The sequence below is a fragment of the Prevotella sp. oral taxon 475 genome (assembly GCF_018127805.1).
Taxonomy (GTDB): Bacteria; Bacteroidota; Bacteroidia; order Bacteroidales; family Bacteroidaceae; genus Prevotella.
In genome coordinates this window covers 510,945-529,758 of record NZ_CP072334.1, presented here as the reverse complement: position 1 = coordinate 529,758, position 18,814 = coordinate 510,945, and the positions used below count along the sequence as shown (strand labels likewise).

Sequence of the window (18,814 nt, the reverse complement as noted above, 5' to 3'; positions counted from 1 at the left end):
ACAGGCGCACGCATACCTACTGGGCAGAGTTCCACTTATCCATCAACATTCAATGATCAATTCTCTATTTATGAAAAAAGGAATGCTGTTTACGCTCGCAATGGCTGCGGGCATGAGTCTGTGGGCACAGGAGAAGCCCAAGCAGGTGATTCTACCGGGCAAGGGAAAGCTCGACATTGAGCAGTTTTACAAGCACATCGATACAAAAATGGACCTGTCTCGGCTCTCGTTGGCCGAACTGCGAGTGCTGCGTAATGGTTTTGCAGCACGCAAGGGCTATATCTTTAAAGAGGCCGACCTGCGCAGCATCTATGCACAGACGTCATGGTATGACTCGATTACCTGGGAACGGATGGACAACCCACAAACGGGCGCAACACTCACCGACGATCCGAAAGAGGATTACGGTCAGCCGCCTCTCAAGCTGCTCCCGGCAGAGCAGGCCTTCGTCGACCGCATCCGCCAACAGGAAGCTCGCCTCCTTCGAGAAAAGGCTCAGCCGGCAAAAGGGCACATTGTGAACCTCGATCTGTTACTCAATCCTTTCCAACTCGAAGAGTTCGACCCGCGACTTCAATCCGCCCTCGCCCGCAACGGCTTTGCCATCGTACCCGACACAAAGCTGCAACTCTTCCACATCTACGAGAAAAACGACTACACCGACTTCCCCAGCTTCGTCACGACCGATCTCTACCTGCAACTCTTCCACTTCTACTTCGACAACGTCTTGCGCGACGTCGAGGAACGACGGCTCGACTCACTCACCACGCTCTTCTGTCAGGGTATGTTCAACCGCATGACCGAACTCCTGACCCGTCCGCGGCTCGGAGCCGAAACCCGCCGCGCCGCCGAATACGCTCAGGCCTATTTCGCCATAGCCTTGACGTTGGAAACGGGTCGAGTGCCTGCCGGAACGCGCCCCGCCTACCGCCGCATCGTGGAGGAGGAGGTGGCCAGGGTGAACAGAGCCGAGAACACGCTGTCGGAATTTCTGGGCTATCCCGGTCCTGTGCTGTTTCCCTATTCGCTTTTCCGTCCGCGCGGCCACTACACCCGTTCAGCGCGTATCCAACGCTACTTCCGCACGATGATGTGGTTGCAGACCGTTCCCTTCGGCACCGACAAGCCCGATCAGCTCAAACGGGCGGCTTTGCTGGCCTGGACGATCGGTCGGAACGAGAAGATGCAACGCCTCTATAACCAGCTCTTCGAGCCGATGACGTATCTCTTCGGCGAGCCCGACAACATCACCATCCCGCAGGTGTACACCATCCTGCAGGGTCTGCTACCGGGGGGCGAGATCGAATGGATGCTCTCCAACTCTACGTTGATGGCCGACCTGCGCACACAGGTGGAGCAACTCTCGGAACGGCAGACGCGCATCCGACCGAAATTCGAGGCCACAAGTCGGCACAAAATCAACCTCATGCCGCAACGTTACATGCCCGACGCTGAAGTGCTCAACGAGATGGTCGACTCCCGCAACGACCCTGCCCATCGAGCTGTTCCCGCCGGGCTCGACGTCTTTGCCGCCCTGGGCTGCCCCGCCGCCGAGCGAATCCTCCTTGACGAACGAGAGGAAGACCGCCGTTGGGAGGGATTCCGCCCTACGCTCGACAGCATGCGGGTGCGCATGGGACAAATCGACTGGCAGCAAACCCTGGCCACGCGCTGGATCGACGCCCTGCGGGAGATGAACCGCCCCGTGCTCCGTGCCCCTTATTTTATGCAGACATCTGCGTGGGAGAAGAAAAACCTGAACACGGCCCTGGCTTCATGGGCCGAGCTGAAGCACGACGCCATCCTCTATGCCAAACAGCCGATGGGGGCCGAGTGCGGCTCGGGCGGTCCGCCGGAACCGGTAGTTAAAGGTTACGTCGAACCCAACGTGGCCTTCTGGAGCCGAGCCGTGGCCCTGACCGAACACCTCGACAGTCTGCTGCGCCGCTTTGACCTGATGACCGATAAGGCCCGTCGAACCACCGAACGTGTGCGGGAGATGGCCGAGTTTCTGCTGAACGTCAGTCGGAAAGAACTCGCCGGCACCGGTCTGTTAGACGACGAAGAATACAAATCTATCGAGATCATCGGTTCGCAGTGCGAGAACATCTCGCTCGACCTGGCCCGCAACGACGAAGAATATCTCTCCGGTTGGGACGACATCTCCGGTGCCGACAAATCGGTGGCCATCGTGGCCGACGTCTACACCGCCAACGCTCCCAACAACCCCCATCCTTCTATCCTCTACGAAGCCACCGGTCCGGCCCATCAGCTCTACGTCGTCGTGCCCATCGGCGGCGAGTTCTACCTCATGCGCGGGGCTGTGCTCTCCTATCGCGAGTTCGAACAATCGATCGACGAACCCCGCCTCACCGACGAAGAATGGCAAGAACGCCTGCACCAAAAGCCCCTCCTGGGCCTGCCTCGTTGGATGAACGACATCCTCGTGCCATTGGAGCAACAGCCTGCCGACAACGAAGAAATTTTCTATAGTTCGGGATGCTAACCCGCCGCTTGGCAGAACATCCAAAAGCTTCCCCCCGGGGGGAAATGCAGAACCGGCAACGGAATGCACTTTCCCCCGGGAGGGAAACGTAGAATCAGCAATGGAATGCTTTTTCTACCGGAAGGGAAACGTAGAACCAGCAACAGAATGCACTTCCCCCGGGAGGGAAACGTAGAACCGGCAACGAAATGCACTTTCCCCCGGAGAGACACATAGAACCGGAAGTGGAATATGTTTCTACACCTGCAGAACGATAGAACCGCCGGCAGAATGCCTTTCTGCACCTACAGAAAGGCAGAACACCCCCAAACGATGCTTCTGCAGCTGCAGAACGAGGAAACCATAAAAGTTTTATTTTTCCATACTATTATTATAAGGTAATGTCTTCACTCCTTTTCACTCCTTCACTCCTTTTCACTCCTTTGCTCCTCCACTTCCTTTTCTCTTTACTCTCTTCACCTCCTACTCTCTCCGGTCCTTCCTCCTCAATCAAGAGCGATACCCTCACCATCACCTTCACGGGCGATATTCTGCTCGACCGAGGCGTGCGTCGGCCCATCGCCCGAGGAGGCGTAGAGAGTCTCTTTAGTCTCGGCGTGCAACATGTTCTGGCCACGTCGAATCTCGTGATAGGCAACCTCGAGTGCCCCGCCACCCGCATCCGAGAACCCGTGTTCAAGCGATTCGTCTTTCGGGCCGAGCCCGAGTGGCTCTCGGTGCTACGCCGATACGGATTCACCCACCTCAACCTGGCCAACAATCACAGCATCGATCAAGGTCGGCAAGCCCTGCAAGACACGCGCCACAACATCTCTCAGGCCGGGATGACGCCCGTGGGAGCGGGCCAGACGATGGCAGAAGCTGCTGCCCCGGTGAAGCTCTCCGCTCATCCGCGCCCCGTCTATCTGATCGCCTCGTTGCGCCTACCACTCGAAAACTACGCTTATCTGCCCCATCGACCTTGCGTAAGTCAAGAACCGGAAGACTCGCTCCTGACTCGCGTTCGTCGTCTGCGGATGGAGCATCCACAAGCCTATCTCATCGTGTGCCTGCATTGGGGGCGCGAACATGAACTCCAACCCACCGCCGCACAACGGCAACTGGCCCACCAATTGGTGGAAGCCGGAACCGATCTCCTCGTTGGCCATCACAGCCACACGCTGCAAACCATCGAAGACTATCGTGGAAGCCGTATCTACTACAGCATCGGCAACTTCATCTTCGACCAGTCTCGCCCTCTCAACACCCGCGCCTGTCTCGTTCGGCTGCGACTCACCAACCGTTCGGCTACCATAGAAACCCTTCCCATTGAAATCCGCCACTGCGTTCCCTGGCTGATAGGGACCTAAAGGCTCGGTCCATTTTCGAGTGCGAAAAACCGATCCGTCAGTTCGCGCATGCCCTGCGAAGCCCCCATCTGTAATTGCGTCATCGGCCGGCGATGGCGAGTGCTGATGGGGTCGGGGTCGATGATAAAGACCGGCACCTGGGGTGGAACATGATGGAGAAGCCCTGCTGCCGGATAGACATTCAACGACGTACCCACGACGACAAACACATCAGCCTCGATGGTTTCCTCGATGGCCGGTTCGATCATCGGCACCGCCTCGCCAAAGAACACAATGAAAGGACGCAGCAGCGACCCGTCCTCTGCCAACGTTCCAGGTACCACACGAGCCGTTTCGGACGTAAGCTGTCGGCGGAAACGCGGATTGTAAGGGTCGGCCGAAGAACAAACCTTCGCCAATTCGCCATGCAGATGAATCACCCTCGACGAGCCAGCCCGTTCGTGCAGATTGTCAACGTTCTGCGTTACTACCGTCACCCGAAAGCGACTCTCCAGCTGCGCAATGAGTCGGTGCCCCTCGTTGGGCTGCGAGAGGAACAGCTTTTGGCGCAAGTCATTATAAAAGTTCGTCACCAAAGTAGGGTCGGCCAGCCATCCTTCATGCGTTGCCACCTGCTGAACGGGGAAGTTCTCCCACAGTCCATCAGCCCCTCTGAACGTCTTGAATCCGCTCTCTACCGACATCCCCGCTCCCGTAAGGAATACGATTTTCTTCATCTTTGCAGTCATCACTCTATGTTTTGCTTTGCCCAAAAATAGCGTTTTTTCCTTAAAACGTAGACCAAATAGGGTAAATAGTTGTAACTTTGTGCCAGCAAACAAACATCAGAAACAAACAATAAACGAAGATTTATGGATAAAGTGAGCTATGCTTTAGGGCTCGGTATCGGGCGACAACTCTCACAGATGGGTGCAGACAACCTGAACATCGACTGCTTTGCACGCGCCATCAAAGACGTATTGGCAGGTTCGAAGCTCGAGTTGGACGAACGCGAAGCACAACAAATCGTGCAAGACTTCTTCCAAAAGCAAGAAGAAAAACAACGTTCTGCTGCCGCCGAGAAAGGCAAAGTGGCCAAAGAACAAGGCGAAAACTATCTGGCAGAGAATGCCAAGAAAGAAGGCATCGTTACCCTTCCCAGCGGCTTGCAATATCAGATTCTCAAAGAGGGAAACGGAAAAAGCCCCAAAGCCACCGACCAAGTGAAATGCCATTACGAAGGCATGCTCGTAGACGGAACGATGTTCGACAGTTCCATTCAGCGTGGTGCACCCGCCACCTTCCCGCTAAACGGAGTCATCGCCGGTTGGACCGAGGGCCTGCAACTGATGAAAGAAGGGGCCAAGTATCGCTTCTTCATCCCCTACCACTTAGGTTATGGCGAACGCGGCGCAGGCAGTTCCATTCCGCCCTTTGCCGCTTTGGTGTTCGATGTAGAGCTCATCGAAGTGCTGTAGTTCCTCCATCAAACGTGTCCATTCAACAAAACAAATATACAAATGAAGAAAATGACAATCGTAGCCGCTATGGCTATCGTTGCTGCAACGCTTTATTCTTGCGGCAACTCCACTCCTAAGGCCGACCTCAAGAGTGATGTAGACTCGATGAGTTACGCCATGGGACTTTCTCAAACCCAAGGTCTCAAAGAATACATGGTTTCGCGTATGGGCGTAGACACCGCCTATATGGCCGACTTTGTGAAAGGTTTGAACGACGGAGCCAATGCCGGCGACGACAAAAAGAAGGCTGCCTACTATGCCGGAATCCAAATCGGACAGCAGATTTCCAACCAAATGGTAAAGGGTATCAATCATGAACTCTTCGGAGAAGACTCCACTAAGACCATCTCTTTGAAGAATTTCATGGCTGGTTTCATTGCCGGCACCACCGGAAAGAAAGCTTTGATGCCTATGGAAAAGGCTATGGAAGTGGCACAAACCAAGATGCAGCAAATCAAAGCCAAGAACATGGAGAAAGAATACGGCCCCAACAAGGTAGCCGGAGAAAAGTTCCTGGCAGCCAACAAAACCAAACCGGGCGTGAAAACCCTCAAAGGCGGCGTTCAATACAAAGTGATCAAGGAGGGAAGCGGTGCTATCCCCACCGACACCTCTAACGTAAAAGTGCACTACGAGGGCAAAACCATCGACGGAAAAGTCTTTGACAGCTCTTATACCCGTGGCGAACCCGTAACGCTGAGAGCCAATCAAGTGATCAAAGGCTGGACTGAAGTGCTCACCCACATGCCCGTTGGCAGTGTATGGGAAGTGTACATCCCGCAAGAACTCGCCTATGGCGAACGCGAACAGGCACAGATCAAGCCCTTCTCGGCTCTGATTTTCAAGATCGAACTTGTTTCTATCGAAAAATAATGAAAAAGACAATGACCTTAGCACTCGTCTTCATGGCGAGTGCTTCTTTATTTTCTGCCATGGCAGGAAAGAAGAAAGAGACCAAACAGGCAGTGCAACCCGCTGCCACAGTGTTGAAAACCTCGTCCGACTCGATGAGCTATGCCGCCGGAAAGACCGCCACACAAGGGCTGATTCCTTTCATTCAGCAGCAGTACAAGGTGGATACGGCCTATCTCGAATCGTTTGTGCGCGGCTATCAAAAGGCGATGGAGAGCCAGCAAGATCCCGCTTTCGTTGCCTACATGGCCGGAATGCAGATTGCCGGCATGGCGCAACAGCGCATCCTACCCTCGGTACAGGATGGTTTAGAGGGTACGAAAGACTCCATTTCGGCCGAATTCTTCAATCGGGGTTTTATTGCCGCCCTGCAAAAAGACAACAGCGTCTACACCGATTCGGCTGCACAGAAGTTCTTCGAGAATCGTCGCCAGGAAGTGAAAGAAGCTGTTGTAACGGCTTATAAGAACGCGAACGTGCAGTGGTTGGCCGACAATGCCAAGAAAGAAGGCGTGGTGACACTGCCCAGCGGACTGCAATACAAAGTGTTGGTAGCCGGAACGGGCGAGAAACCGAAGGCCACCGACGAAGCCGTTGTGAAGTATGAAGGCAAGCTTATCGATGGAACCATCTTCGACAGCAGCTACAAACGCAACCCCGACACGTCTTCTTTCCGTTGCGATAAGGTGATACAGGGCTGGACAGAGGCGCTACAATTGATGCCTGTCGGCAGCAAATGGGAACTCTACATCCCGCAGGAACTGGCCTACGGACAGCATCAGACCGGACAAATCAAGCCTTTCTCAACACTGATTTTCACCGTCGAACTGATCAGCTTCAAGCCTTCCATGCCCGAAGTGCAGAACGCACCCGAGACGAAAGCCCCTGCAAACAAGGTTGTGAAGAAAGCTTCGCCCCGCAAAAAGAAATAAGATCTGCGGGCATCTTCCCTATGAAGACAAGCCACCAACCTTAAAACAAAGCGGGTTTCTTCACTAACGAGAAGCCAGAAAAGCCCGCGACACAGCCCCGATGGCGTTGTTTCCCCCATCTTTTGATGAAAGAAAGGGTGCAACGCCATCGCTTTTTTCTGCCTTTTTCGAAGAAGAAAACCGGAGTTTGTTTGCGAAACAACGATCCATGACCCACCGCATTTTTCTATCTCTTTGATGCCTTATTGTCAGAAGAAAGAGCGATTTTCCTATCTTTTTGTTGTTCGTATCATTTTTAATACCTACTTTTGCTTTCAAATTGTAAACCTTACGATATAGAAAAGGTAAATTCTAAAAAGACAAAACATGGATAAAATAGACAGTCTTGACAAGAAAATCTTGAACATCTTGTCGCAAAACGCACGCATCCCGTTTAAAGATGTAGCAGCCGAATGCGGCGTTTCGCGGGCCGCCATCCATCAGCGCGTGCAGCATCTCATCGAAAATGGCGTGATCACGGGGAGCCGATTCGACGTAAACCCCAAGAGTTTGGGTTACAGCACTTGCACCTACATCGGTCTGAACCTTGAACGCGGAAGCATGTATAAAGATGTGGTGACCCGACTGGAGAAGATTCCCGAAATCGTGGAGTGCCATTTCACCACCGGTTCGTACACGATGCTCATCAAATTGTACGCCAAAGACAACGAACAACTGATGGACTTGCTCAACAATCAGCTTCAAACCATCCCGGGCGTAGTCTCCACCGAGACGCTCATCTCGTTGGAACAAAGCATCAAACGAGAGATTCTCGTCGACCCGGACGCCAACTCCTGACATCTGTTCACCCCGTTGGCGAGAGGCTCTTTTAGAAAGAACGAATGCCGAAAACGCTCCTCCTGAGAGGCGGAAAGAGAGCCTTCCTCTCCTGCATCCACCTCTTCCGCATCTTCATCTCTTAGCTTTTGCCCCGCCATCTCTTAGCTTTTGCATTGCGTTTTCTTAGCTTTTGTAAGGCGTTTTCTTAGCTTTTGCAGACGACTTTGTAACCGCATGATTCTCAAGAAGATGGAAAGACAAGAAAAAGAGCCTGCCTTTCCTGCCCCGAAATCCGGAAAGCCCCATCGGGGTGTCTTACTCCAAACGATCCATAAGAAATGAACGAATTCGATTTACAGTCGCATCTCGACCAAATTTACGCCGCTTATCCGCCGGCCGACAATCGGCCGTTGATCGGTCTGACGGCCAACTACGACGACGGTCGGGCCTTGCTTCTCGACCGGTATTACCGCCAAATTGTGGATGCCGGGGGCACACCCGTGCTCCTTCCACCCATTGCCGACACGGCTGTTCTTCTCCGCACGCTCGAATCTCTCGATGCATTGGTGCTCACGGGCGGAGCCGATTATAATCCGCTTTGGGGCGGAGCAGAACCTTCTCCCAAACTGCACGGCATCAATTCGGAGCGCGATTTGCCCGAACTTCTCCTCACCCGATTGGCCTATCACCGGCAGATCCCGATGTTGGGTATCTGCCGTGGCATGCAAACACTGGCCATGGCATTGGGCGGAGAGGTGGCTCAGGACATCGAAGAGACACTCACCCAGGACGCACGCAGCCAACTCTCGGCCACCCTTCTTCGTGGGATTCTCCCCACAGAGCCGACCTCTTTGGTGCGACATTCACAGGATGCGCCGCGCCATCACGCCACCCACACGGTGCATCTCGACCCTACATCGCTCCTACACGACCTCTACGGGACCGACCGGCTCTTTGTCAACTCCTTCCACCACCAGGCCGTCTGCCGCACGGGCGATCGGTTTCGGTTCACCGCAGCCTCGGCAGACGGCGTGCCCGAGGCCATGGAGAGTACCGAGTGCAAGCCTCTTCTCGGCGTTCAGTGGCACCCGGAGTGGATGGGCCAGCAGGGTCTTCCGCTCTTCACATGGCTGGTAGAGCAGGCCCGCCTCTTTGCCCGCGCCAAGCAGTTGCACAGTCGCATTCTCACGCTCGACACCCATTGCGACACGCCGATGTTCTTTCCGCTCGACGTTCACTTCGACCGCCGCGACCCACGCTTGCTGGTCGACCTCCACAAGATGACCGAAGGACGCCTGGATGCCACCACGATGGTGGCCTATCTGCCGCAACCCAAAGCCGGAGAGTCCTTCTGCGAGAAGGTAGCTTTCGACGTGGCCGGTCCCAAAGCCTATGCCGATCTTATTTTCGACAAGATAGAAGACATCGTGAAAGCCAACGCTGCCTATGTGGCTTTGGCTCGAACGCCCGAACAACTTGCGGCCAACAAACGCGCGGGACGGAAGAGTATCGTTCTGGGAATCGAGAACGGACTGGCCCTGGAACACGACCTGGCCAATGTTTCTCACTTCGCCCGCCGCGGCATCACCTACATCACGCTCTGCCACAACGGCGATAACGATCTCTGCGACAGTGCTCGCGGCAACCACACACACAACGGTGTGAGCCGCTTCGGGGCTGAGGTTATCGCCGAAATGAATCGTTGCGGCATCATGGTAGACCTGAGTCATGGCGGCGAAAAAAGTTTTTACGATGCCCTCGACATCAGCCGGTTGCCCATCGTTTGCAGTCACAGCAACTGCAAAGCTCTGTGCGACGTTCCACGCAATCTCACCGACGACCAGCTGCGCGCGCTGGCTTCGAAAGGTGGGGTGGCACATATCACACTCTACCATGGCTTCCTTCGCACGCAGGGCGAGGCCTGTATCCTTGATGCCATGGCCCATCTCGAGCACGCCATCCATGTGATGGGAATCGAACACGTGGGGTTGGGGACCGATTTCGACGGCGATGGCGGCGTGCGAGGCCTGGCCGATGCCTCCGAACTCATCAACTTCACCCTTCAACTGCTGCGCCGCCGATACAGCGAGGCCGACATCGAGCGCATCTGGGGCGGCAATTGGCTGCGCGTGATGCGCCAAGTGCAGGAACAAGCAGCCTGCACCACCGCCTGATTCTTCCTCCCGCTCATCACACAACATTCACCCAAGAAAATGAAAAAACTCATCCTTCTCTTCCTCATGATTCTCCTTGCCCTTGTCGTAGCCTTTGCCATGGGATGGCTGTCGCCTGCCGATCGGTCTGCCGAAGAGGCCGAAGCCGCCGCCGAACGGCTCCATCCCGTAGGCCCCAGCTTTGATGCCGATTCGGCTTATGCCTTCGTCGGAGCGCAATGCGCTTTCGGTCCGCGGGCGATGAACACGTCGGCGCACGACCGTTGCGGCGATTGGATAGCGCGAAAGTTCAGCGAGTATGGCTGCGAAGTCAGCAGTCAGCATGCCCGTCTGCGTGGCTACGACGGCACGATGCTGAACAGTCGCAACATCATTGCCCGCTATCGGCCTGCCGCCACTACCCGAATCCTGCTCTGCGCCCACTGGGACACACGCCCTTGGGCCGACAACGATCCCGATAGCACTCACTGGCGCAAACCCATCGACGGGGCCAACGATGGTGCCAGCGGTGTGGCCGTGATGCTGGAGATCGCCCGACAGTTGCATCTCTCGGGCGGATTGACGATCGGCGTAGACTTTGTGTGTCTTGATGCCGAAGACTGGGGCACGCCACAGTGGGCTAATAGCCAGGATAGCGAAGATACCTGGGCCTTAGGGGCGCAATATTTTGCCGCCCATCTGCCCGCAGGCTACGAAGCGCGCTACGGCATTCTGCTCGACATGGTGGGTGGACAAGGAGCCCGATTCTACCGCGAAGGGTTCTCGATGCAGTTTGCTCCCGAGATTGTCAAGAAGGTGTGGCGGGCCGCTCGTGCTGCAGGCTTCGGCAGTTACTTTCCCAAGGCCGACGGTGGAATGATAACCGACGATCATGTTCCCCTCAATCGCATCGCCAACATCCCCACAATCGACCTGATTGCCTTTTATCCCGACTGCACTCAGAGCTCCTTCGGGCCCACCTGGCACACGCTCGACGATAACCTTGAGCACATCGATCGCCACACACTGAAGGCTGTTGGACAGACGGTGATACAGACACTCTTCACCGAAAAATAAACTCGCTCTCCCTCTTCACAGCGAGAGTGCCTCTCCTACTTGAAGAAATCAGAAAGGTTCCTCTCTGATAACGCAGAAAAGAAGCCACCCCACAACATGTCGTATTTTGTGGGGTGGCTTCTTGATGTTCTTGTTTCCGGAAACGGAACAGAGGTTTTCAACCATTCCGAAAGGCGTTGGGCGTAACACCGACAAGCCGCTTGAAAAACTTATTGAAAAAGCTGGGATTGGCAAAATGCAGTTCTTCGGCAATGGCAGCAACGGGCCTACTGCTGTGTTTCAACATCACTTTCGCCTCGGTGATCAGGGCTCGGTCGATCCATTCCTTGGCATGTACGTCGCTCACCTGTTGCACCACCCTGCTCAAATAACGCTGAGTGATACAGAGACGGTCGGCATAAAAGTCGAGGGTGTGTTGGCGTTTGCCATGCTCGTTGACCAAGTGGATGAACCGATTGAAGAGTTCCCGCTCGCGCGTACAAGCATTTTGCGGTTTGTCGGCTTGCACCTCGTAGGCCTCGCTGTAGGCATGCACCAGGGCGGCGATGAGATGCTGTGCCACCTCGCGGTTGTAAACGGCTTCGTTCACCGTGAGAGAAAGGGCGCGAAAGAGGCACTCTATCTGCTCGCGTCGGTCGGTTTCTACGGGCACGAAGAAGTCTTGCAGCTGACCGTTGAAGACAGAGGGCGGTTGGTGGGGAAAGATTTGCTGAAGCAGACTGGGTTCAACCATCATGCCCTGCACCTCGCTTTCGGAGGCCACCTCTTCGAGCTGAAGGATAGAACCGTCGCCGAAGAACGCCAGCGAGGGGGCTTCGACGTGACGGGTGATAAGGTTGAGCGTCAGGTCTACCGAGCCTCGGGTGAGCAATCCGAAGCGAAGTCCCGGCAATCGATACGGACTTTTCGTCTTCACCGCTATGCCAAAGAGGTTTCGACCCTTGCCTAAGACAGCCAGTCCGTCGATCAAGACAGGCAGACTTTCTTCGTCTACCTCGTGGCTTAGTCTGCTTCTGATCTCTTCGATGGTGAGCGTCTCCACCTTTTCTCTGCCCGTCATACTCATTATTTTTTGATGCAAAGATAACGAAAAGGGGGAGATCGAGCCGGAGGAAGCGAGAAATTGTGCACCAAAAGAACATTTTACAGCCACAAAAGATAATGCTCCTGCAACATCTTCGGCCTACCTTTGCCTTATCAAACAAAATCGATTGACAATGAGAGACTTCTTTCTGATATTTCTTTTGCTGACAGGCTGGGCGGCGGAAAGCAAGGCGCAGACCTCGCTGAACCAATGCTTAGAGATGGCACGACTGAATTATCCGCTCATCCAACGCTACGACTTGATTCGCCGTGGGGCCGAATATACCGTGGCCAACGTGAAGAAGGGCTGGCTGCCACAGGTGCAACTGTCTGCACAGGGCTCGATTCAAAACCGCGCAGCGCAGTTTCCCGAACAGATGAAGACGTTGCTCTCGATGAGCGGTTACAGTATTCAAGGGATGCCAAAGGAACAGTATCGCCTACAAATGGAGGTCACCCAGACGTTGTGGGACGGACAACGGATGGCCCGAGGAGCCGATGTGGCCCGGAGGGAGGCCAGTGTCGAGGCGGCACAAAACGAAGTGGGCCTCTACCAGGTGCAGTTGCGGGTGAGAGATTTGTTCTTCGCCTTGCTGCTGGTGGACGAGCGAATACGCCTCAATCTCGACCTGCAACAACTGCTCCAAAGCAACGAAGATCGGCTCGAACGTATGTTGCGGCGCGGCGTGGCCATGCAGAGCGACGTAGACCAGGTAAGGGTTGAACGACTCGGAGCTGTTCAGACGGGCGACGAACTCCTCTCCCTTCGTCGCGCAACGGGCAAGATGCTCGCTCTGTTTTGCGGCGTGGCGCAGATAGACAGTTTGGAAAAGCCGCCGCTTCCTATCGAGGAAGACGCTGGCAAGACTGTTCGTCCCGAGCTCGCTCTCATCGATCGTCGGTTGCGTTTGGCCGATGCCCAAGAACGAAGTCTGCGCTCGCAGCTCCTGCCCACACTGGGTCTGTTTGCCCAGGGCTACTACGGGCGACCCGGTTTCAACCTCTTCGATGACATGACGCGCCGCCGACCCTCGTTCAATGCTCTGCTGGGCGTGCGCCTTTCGTGGAGCATCGGCAGTGCATATACCTTGCGCAACAACCTGCGCCGAATAGAGGTGCAACGCGCCGAGGCCGAGAATGCACGGCAGATCTTCTTCTTCAACAACCAACTGGAGCAGACTCAGTACCGCGAACGCATCGAGGCCCGAAGAAGATGGATGCAGACCGACGATGAGATTCTCGCCCTTCGAACACGGGTGAGACGGGCTGCCGAGGCGCAACTGCTTCACGGCACCATCGACATCCATCGTCTGCTCCAAGAGATTACCCGCGAGAACACGGCCCGCATCGCCCGTTCTACACACGAAATTGAATGGTTGCAGGCTCAGTATGAGCTGGAAATGAGCCGATGAGAACGTCCCAACTTTGGGACGCTTCGGAAATAACAAAAACAACCTTTCCCAACGTTGGGAAACCCCGAAAAGAAGAAAAACAGCTCGTCCCAACATGGGGAAGTCCTGGAAATAGCCCAAACAGCTATTCCCAACTTTGGGAAATCTCGAAAAAGAAGAAAACAAGCCTTCCCAATCTTGGGAAGCTTCGAAAACCATAAAACCAATAGATGATGAAACAAAGAATGATGAACGCTGTCGCTCTGGCCCTTGCCTTCGTGTCATGCGGCCCCCATCAGCCGGCATTCGATGCCACCGGCATCTTCGAAGCCACGGAGGTGACCGTCTCGGCAGAAGCCAACGGTCGGCTCGTCGCCCTCGATGTCGACGAAGGACGCAGCGTAGTGGCCGGTCAGCAGGTGGGCCTCGTAGATACCGTTCAACTACAACTCAAGGCCCAACAGATAGGAGCCACGCGAGAAAGTATTGTTCGGCGACAACCCCACCTCGATGTTCAGATCGCCGCCACACGTCAACAGTTAGCCAAAGCGCAGCACGAACGAGCCCGAACGGCTGCTCTGCTGGCCGACGGAGCTGCCACCCGCAAGCAGATGGACGATGCCGAGAATGCCGTTTCGGTGCTGAGTAGGCAGCTCGAGGCGCAAATCTCTACCTTAGAGATGGGCCGGCGAAGCTTGGAGAGCGAGGCTAACGGGGCCGAGATGCAACGCCGGCAGGTGACGGATCAGTTGCGCCGATGTCGCATCTCATCGCCCATCACGGGTACGGTGCTCGAGAAATACGCCGAACAGGGCGAATTGGCCACCGTCGGCAGACCGCTCTTCAAAGTGGCCGACACAAGAAAGATGTTCCTCCGGGCTTACATCACCTCGCGCCACCTCGCACAAGTGCGACTGGGACAAAAGGTAAAGGTATTTGCCGATTACGGCGACGGCGCACGCAGAAGCTACGCCGGACGCGTGGTGTGGGTGAGCCATCGGGCCGAGTTCACGCCCAAAACCATCCTCACCGACGACGAACGCGCCAATCAGGTCTATGCCATCAAGGTCTTCGTACACAACGACGGACTTTTGAAGATAGGCCTATACGGAGAGCTGAAGCTATGAACGCCATCGAAGTGACAGGGCTTTCCAAAAGCTACGGACAGGTCTGCGCCTTGAACCACCTCTCGTTCGCCGTTCCGCAGGGCTCTCTCTGCGCCCTCGTCGGGCCGGACGGGACGGGCAAGTCTACCCTGTTCCGCATCCTGGCCACACTGCTTCTGCCAGACCAAGGCACGGCCACAGTCGACGGCCTTGACGTGGTTCGCCAGGCCAAGATCATCCGCCGCCGCGTGGGATATATGCCTGGACAGTTCAGTCTCTATCCCGATCTCACCGTAAAAGAAAACCTAAGCTTCTTTGCCACTCTCTTCGGCACCACCATCGCCCAGGGATACGACGACGTAAAAGAGATTTACGGACAGATAGAACGCTTCCAACACCGCCGTGCCGGGGCTCTCTCGGGTGGTATGAAGCAGAAACTGGCCTTGAGTTGCGCCCTGATTCATCGCCCGGAGGTGTTACTGCTGGACGAGCCCACCACAGGGGTCGACCCCGTTTCGCGCACCGAATTCTGGGAGATGCTTTCCCAACTCAAACACCGAGGCATCACTACCCTGGTGGCTACTCCCTACGAAGACGAGATCAAACGGTGCGACCTGCGGGTGGAAATGCCCCTACCAACAAGTGCTTCTTTTGCGGGGGCGGTGCCAATGGTATGCCCCGAGGAGGCCAAAGAGCTGCGGCAGGAGACAACAGAGGGATGTTCGACGGCTGATGAGGTCATCACGGTGTCGCATTTGGTGAAGAGTTTCGGGATGTTTCGAGCCGTAGACGACATCTCGTTCAGTGTGCGTCGTGGCGAAGTCTTCGGCTTTCTCGGTGCCAACGGAGCCGGAAAGACCACTGCCATGCGCATTCTCTCGGGTCTGAGTAGGCCCACTGGGGGCACGGCAACAGTGGCCAGTCTCGACGTTTACACGCAACACGAGGAGATCAAAAAGCGCATTGGATATATGAGTCAGAAGTTTTCGCTCTACGCCGACCTTACTGTGCGCGAGAATATCCGCCTCTTCGGCGGCATCTACGGCATGAAGGCCGAAGACATCCGACAGAAAACCCAACGCTTGTTGCACCGCCTTGACATCACCTCTTATGCCGATCGCCGCGTGCAGACCTTACCGTTGGGCTACAAACAACGGTTGGCTTTCATGGTGAGTATTCTCCATTCGCCCGAGGTGGTCTTCCTCGACGAACCCACAGGCGGCGTCGATGCCACTACACGATGGCAGTTTTGGCAACTCATCTACGAGGCGGCGGCCAACGGCATCACTGTCTTCGTTACGACACACTATATGGACGAGGCCGAATATTGCGACCGAATCTCTATCATGGTGGATGGAAAGATACGGGCATTGGGCACGCCGGACGAACTGAAGAGACAGTTCGCGAAAGGTGATTTGGGAGAGGTGTTCACGCTTTTGGCCCGGAAGGCCGAACGAGGAGAATAGTAGTCTATCCCGATTGGTTCTCAAAACAAAAAGAAAAAAAAGACATGAAGCTATTTGTTGCATTTGTTGGAAAAGAACTGAAACATATCTTGCGCGACCGCCGAACGATGCTGATCCTCTTCGGTATGCCCCTGGTAATGATGCTGCTCTTCGGTTTCGCCCTCTCTACCGACGTAAAAGATGTGCGCGTGGTGGCTGTAACAAGTACGGCAGACGACGTGGCACAACGCATACTGGCTCGACTCGACGCTTCAGAATACTTTCTCCTCACCCATCGTGTGCCCACCGCGGCGGCGGCCGAGCGACTGATCCGCAATCAGGAAGCCGACCTCGCCGTGGTGTTCGCTCCTCGCTTGGGCAGCAGTCGTTATGAGAAGGGCGCGCAGGTACAGCTGATTCTCGACGGTGCCGACCCCAATCAGGCAACCCAACAAGGAGCTTATGCTACACAGATTGTGTCGGCTGAACTGGCAGAAGAGGCTTCAACATTTCCTCCCGAACAGACTCCCTCCGTCGTTACTCGCCTGCTTTACAACCCGCAGATGAAAAGTGCCTACAACTTTGTTCCCGGTATCATGGGCACTCTGCTGTTACTCATCTGTGCAATGATGACCTCGGTGAGCATCGTCCGCGAGAAAGAACGCGGCACGATGGAAGTGTTGCTCGTCTCACCCGTTCGCCCTTTCATGATGCTGATAGCCAAAGCTGTTCCCTATCTGCTGCTGTCCATCCTTATTCTGGGCTTCATTCTCGTCATCTCCAACGTTGTGCTGCAAGTGCCTGTTGCAGGGAATCTCCTCGCCATCCTTTCTCTCTGCCTGCTTTACATCCTCTTGGCTCTCTCCTTGGGATTGCTCATCAGCGTGGTGGCCCGCACACAATTGCAGGCTCTTCTTATCTCGGGCATGCTGATGCTCTTGCCCAGTTTGTTGCTCTCGGGCATGATTTATCCCATCGAAAGCATGCCTGCGCCGTTGCAATGGGTGTCGACTGTGATTCCGGCCCGTTGGTTCATCTCCGCCATTCGCAAACTGATGGTGATGGGTGTGCCGTTGCAGATGGTAGCGAAAGAAGTCGGCATCCTCTCAATCATGAGCGTTCTGATCCTGATGATCGCATTGAAAAGATTCAAAACCCGACTGGAGTGATTCTCTTACTCCTTTTCCCTCCTTACATTCTCTTTCCTCCCTTCCTCAACAATATGTTCAAATATCTCTTACAAAAAGAATGGATACAGATACGCCGCAACACCTTCGTGATGCGTCTCATCCTATTGTTCCCTGTCATCATCATGTGCGTGGCCCCTTGGATCACGAGTATGGAAGTGCGCGACATCGGTGTCTGCGTCGTAGACAACGACCACTCCACCCTCTCGCGCCAACTGATTCAACGCCTTGAAGTTTCCCCTCATTTCCGATTCCGCGGTCTGTCGTCCTCCTATCCGCACGCGTTGCTGAGCATGGAACAGGGCAAGACCGACCTCATCCTCGTCATTCCACCGCACTTCGCCCGTCATCTCGTCAACCGCAAAGCGGCCCCTCTGCTCATCGCTGCCAATGCGGTGAACGGCACCAAGGGAAACATCGGCGCAGCTTATCTCACCAACATCATCGCCACCACCCAACTTGCTAACGATCCTCTACCGCCACCCACCTTACAAAAAATCACCACTCACCGACTGTACAACCGTCACGAGAGCTACAAAGTGAATATGATTCCGGCACTCATGGCTATGGTAATGGTCATGATGTGCGGCTTCCTGCCTGCGTTGAACATCGTTGGAGAAAAAGAAACGGGAACTATCGAACAAATCAACGTCACTCCTGTTCGGAAAAGTCGGTTCATCCTGGCCAAGCTCTTACCTTATTGGTGCATCGCTCTCATTGACTTCACTCTCTGTCTTTTTCTTGCCTGGCTTGTCTACGACATCACGCCAGTGGGCAACATCACCCTACTCTACCTCTTTGCTATATTGCTGGCCGTAGTATTCAGCAGCATCGGACTCATCGTCTCCAACTACAGCCAGTCCCTACAACAAGCCATGCTCGTGATGTGGTTCGTGATGGTGTGTCTGATGCTGCTCAGTGGACTTTTCACTCCTGTTCGTAGCATGCCTCATTGGGCGCAGATGCTCACCTATGTCGACCCTATCCGGCACTACATTGATGCCGCTCGCTCCATCTTCATCCGCGGCACTCACCTTTCAGGCCTCTTCCTTCCCCTCTCCATTCTTACCGTCATGGGAACCGCAATGGCATCCTGGGCCGTATGGAGTTATAAGAAGAATGGATAAATATGAGTGACGATGATCGTTGTTTTGCTCATTAGGTTCATGCAGAATAAAAGAGAACTGATTGCTCGGTGTGCGCTATCAATTCTCTTTTTTACTACAGTCTTTCCTTGCAACCGATTTTCAATTATCACTTGAGATAATGACTGCGCATAGCGGCGATTGTCATAGCTACGTGCGGAGATGATCATAACTGTACACAGAGGTGACCGTAGCTACGTGCGGAGGTGA

15 protein-coding genes are annotated in these 18,814 nt (G+C 54.9%); 13 read left to right on the top strand and 2 right to left on the bottom strand.

Features of this window, described 5'->3' with window-relative positions; translation table 11 throughout:
- Positions 1-70: 70 nt before the first annotated feature.
- Both J5A66_RS02030 and J5A66_RS02025 read left to right on the top strand, forming a co-directional pair.
- Positions 71-2,506, top strand: coding sequence for a DUF3160 domain-containing protein (locus J5A66_RS02030; protein ID WP_211790812.1), 2,436 nt, complete (start codon positions 71-73; stop codon positions 2,504-2,506).
- Between the two features lie 380 nt (positions 2,507-2,886).
- Complete coding sequence (locus J5A66_RS02025; RefSeq protein WP_211790811.1) at positions 2,887-3,855, top strand: CapA family protein; 969 nt, start codon at positions 2,887-2,889, stop codon at positions 3,853-3,855.
- Here J5A66_RS02025 and J5A66_RS02020 read toward each other — a convergent pair.
- Positions 3,852-4,571, bottom strand: a complete 720-nt coding sequence (locus J5A66_RS02020) for a Sir2 family NAD-dependent protein deacetylase (protein WP_211790810.1) — start codon at positions 4,569-4,571, stop codon at positions 3,852-3,854. The genes J5A66_RS02025 and J5A66_RS02020 overlap by 4 nt on opposite strands.
- A gap of 135 nt (positions 4,572-4,706) precedes the next feature.
- Here J5A66_RS02020 and J5A66_RS02015 point away from each other — a divergent pair, with 135 nt between their 5' ends.
- The 6 genes from J5A66_RS02015 (at position 4,707) to J5A66_RS01990 (ending at position 11,247) form a co-directional block, all read left to right on the top strand.
- On the top strand, positions 4,707-5,312 hold the full coding sequence (locus tag J5A66_RS02015) for an FKBP-type peptidyl-prolyl cis-trans isomerase (RefSeq protein WP_211790809.1): 606 nt from the start codon (positions 4,707-4,709) through the stop codon (positions 5,310-5,312).
- 42 nt (positions 5,313-5,354) lie between these two features.
- Positions 5,355-6,227 carry an FKBP-type peptidyl-prolyl cis-trans isomerase gene (locus J5A66_RS02010; RefSeq protein WP_211790808.1) on the top strand — a complete coding sequence of 291 codons (873 nt, stop codon included), beginning with the start codon at positions 5,355-5,357 and terminating at the stop codon, positions 6,225-6,227.
- Positions 6,227-7,198 carry an FKBP-type peptidyl-prolyl cis-trans isomerase gene (locus J5A66_RS02005; RefSeq protein ID WP_211790807.1) on the top strand — a complete coding sequence of 324 codons (972 nt, stop codon included), beginning with the start codon at positions 6,227-6,229 and terminating at the stop codon, positions 7,196-7,198. Before J5A66_RS02010 ends, J5A66_RS02005 begins: the two co-directional genes overlap by 1 nt.
- Positions 7,199-7,564: 366 nt before the next feature.
- Entirely contained in the window at positions 7,565-8,035 is a 471-nt protein-coding gene (locus J5A66_RS02000) for an Lrp/AsnC family transcriptional regulator (RefSeq protein WP_211790806.1), read from the top strand.
- A 320-nt stretch (positions 8,036-8,355) separates the two neighbouring features.
- Positions 8,356-10,191 (top strand): gamma-glutamyl-gamma-aminobutyrate hydrolase family protein, encoded by a 1,836-nt coding sequence (locus J5A66_RS01995; RefSeq protein ID WP_211790805.1) that lies wholly within the window; start codon positions 8,356-8,358, stop codon positions 10,189-10,191.
- Between the two features lie 39 nt (positions 10,192-10,230).
- Positions 10,231-11,247 (top strand): M28 family peptidase, encoded by a 1,017-nt coding sequence (locus J5A66_RS01990; protein WP_211790804.1) that lies wholly within the window; start codon positions 10,231-10,233, stop codon positions 11,245-11,247.
- Positions 11,248-11,404: 157 nt separating this feature from the next.
- Here J5A66_RS01990 and J5A66_RS01985 read toward each other — a convergent pair whose 3' ends face one another.
- Complete coding sequence (locus J5A66_RS01985; protein ID WP_249110003.1) at positions 11,405-12,313, bottom strand: AraC family transcriptional regulator; 909 nt, start codon at positions 12,311-12,313, stop codon at positions 11,405-11,407.
- A gap of 151 nt (positions 12,314-12,464) precedes the next feature.
- Here J5A66_RS01985 and J5A66_RS01980 point away from each other — a divergent pair, with 151 nt between their 5' ends.
- From J5A66_RS01980 to J5A66_RS01960, 5 genes are all read left to right on the top strand, one after another.
- Positions 12,465-13,742: a TolC family protein gene (locus tag J5A66_RS01980; protein WP_211790803.1), complete on the top strand. Its 1,278-nt coding sequence runs from the start codon at positions 12,465-12,467 to the stop codon at positions 13,740-13,742.
- Between the two features lie 212 nt (positions 13,743-13,954).
- Positions 13,955-14,848 carry an HlyD family secretion protein gene (locus tag J5A66_RS01975; protein WP_211791393.1) on the top strand — a complete coding sequence of 298 codons (894 nt, stop codon included), beginning with the start codon at positions 13,955-13,957 and terminating at the stop codon, positions 14,846-14,848.
- Entirely contained in the window at positions 14,845-16,293 is a 1,449-nt protein-coding gene (locus tag J5A66_RS01970; protein ID WP_211790802.1) for an ATP-binding cassette domain-containing protein, read from the top strand. The genes J5A66_RS01975 and J5A66_RS01970 overlap by 4 nt, the downstream gene beginning before the upstream one ends.
- 44 nt (positions 16,294-16,337) lie before the next feature.
- Complete coding sequence (locus tag J5A66_RS01965) at positions 16,338-17,441, top strand: ABC transporter permease (RefSeq protein ID WP_211790801.1); 1,104 nt, start codon at positions 16,338-16,340, stop codon at positions 17,439-17,441.
- Positions 17,442-17,494: 53 nt separating this feature from the next.
- Entirely contained in the window at positions 17,495-18,586 is a 1,092-nt protein-coding gene (locus J5A66_RS01960; protein ID WP_211790800.1) for an ABC transporter permease, read from the top strand.
- The last annotated feature ends 228 nt before the right edge of the window (positions 18,587-18,814 follow it).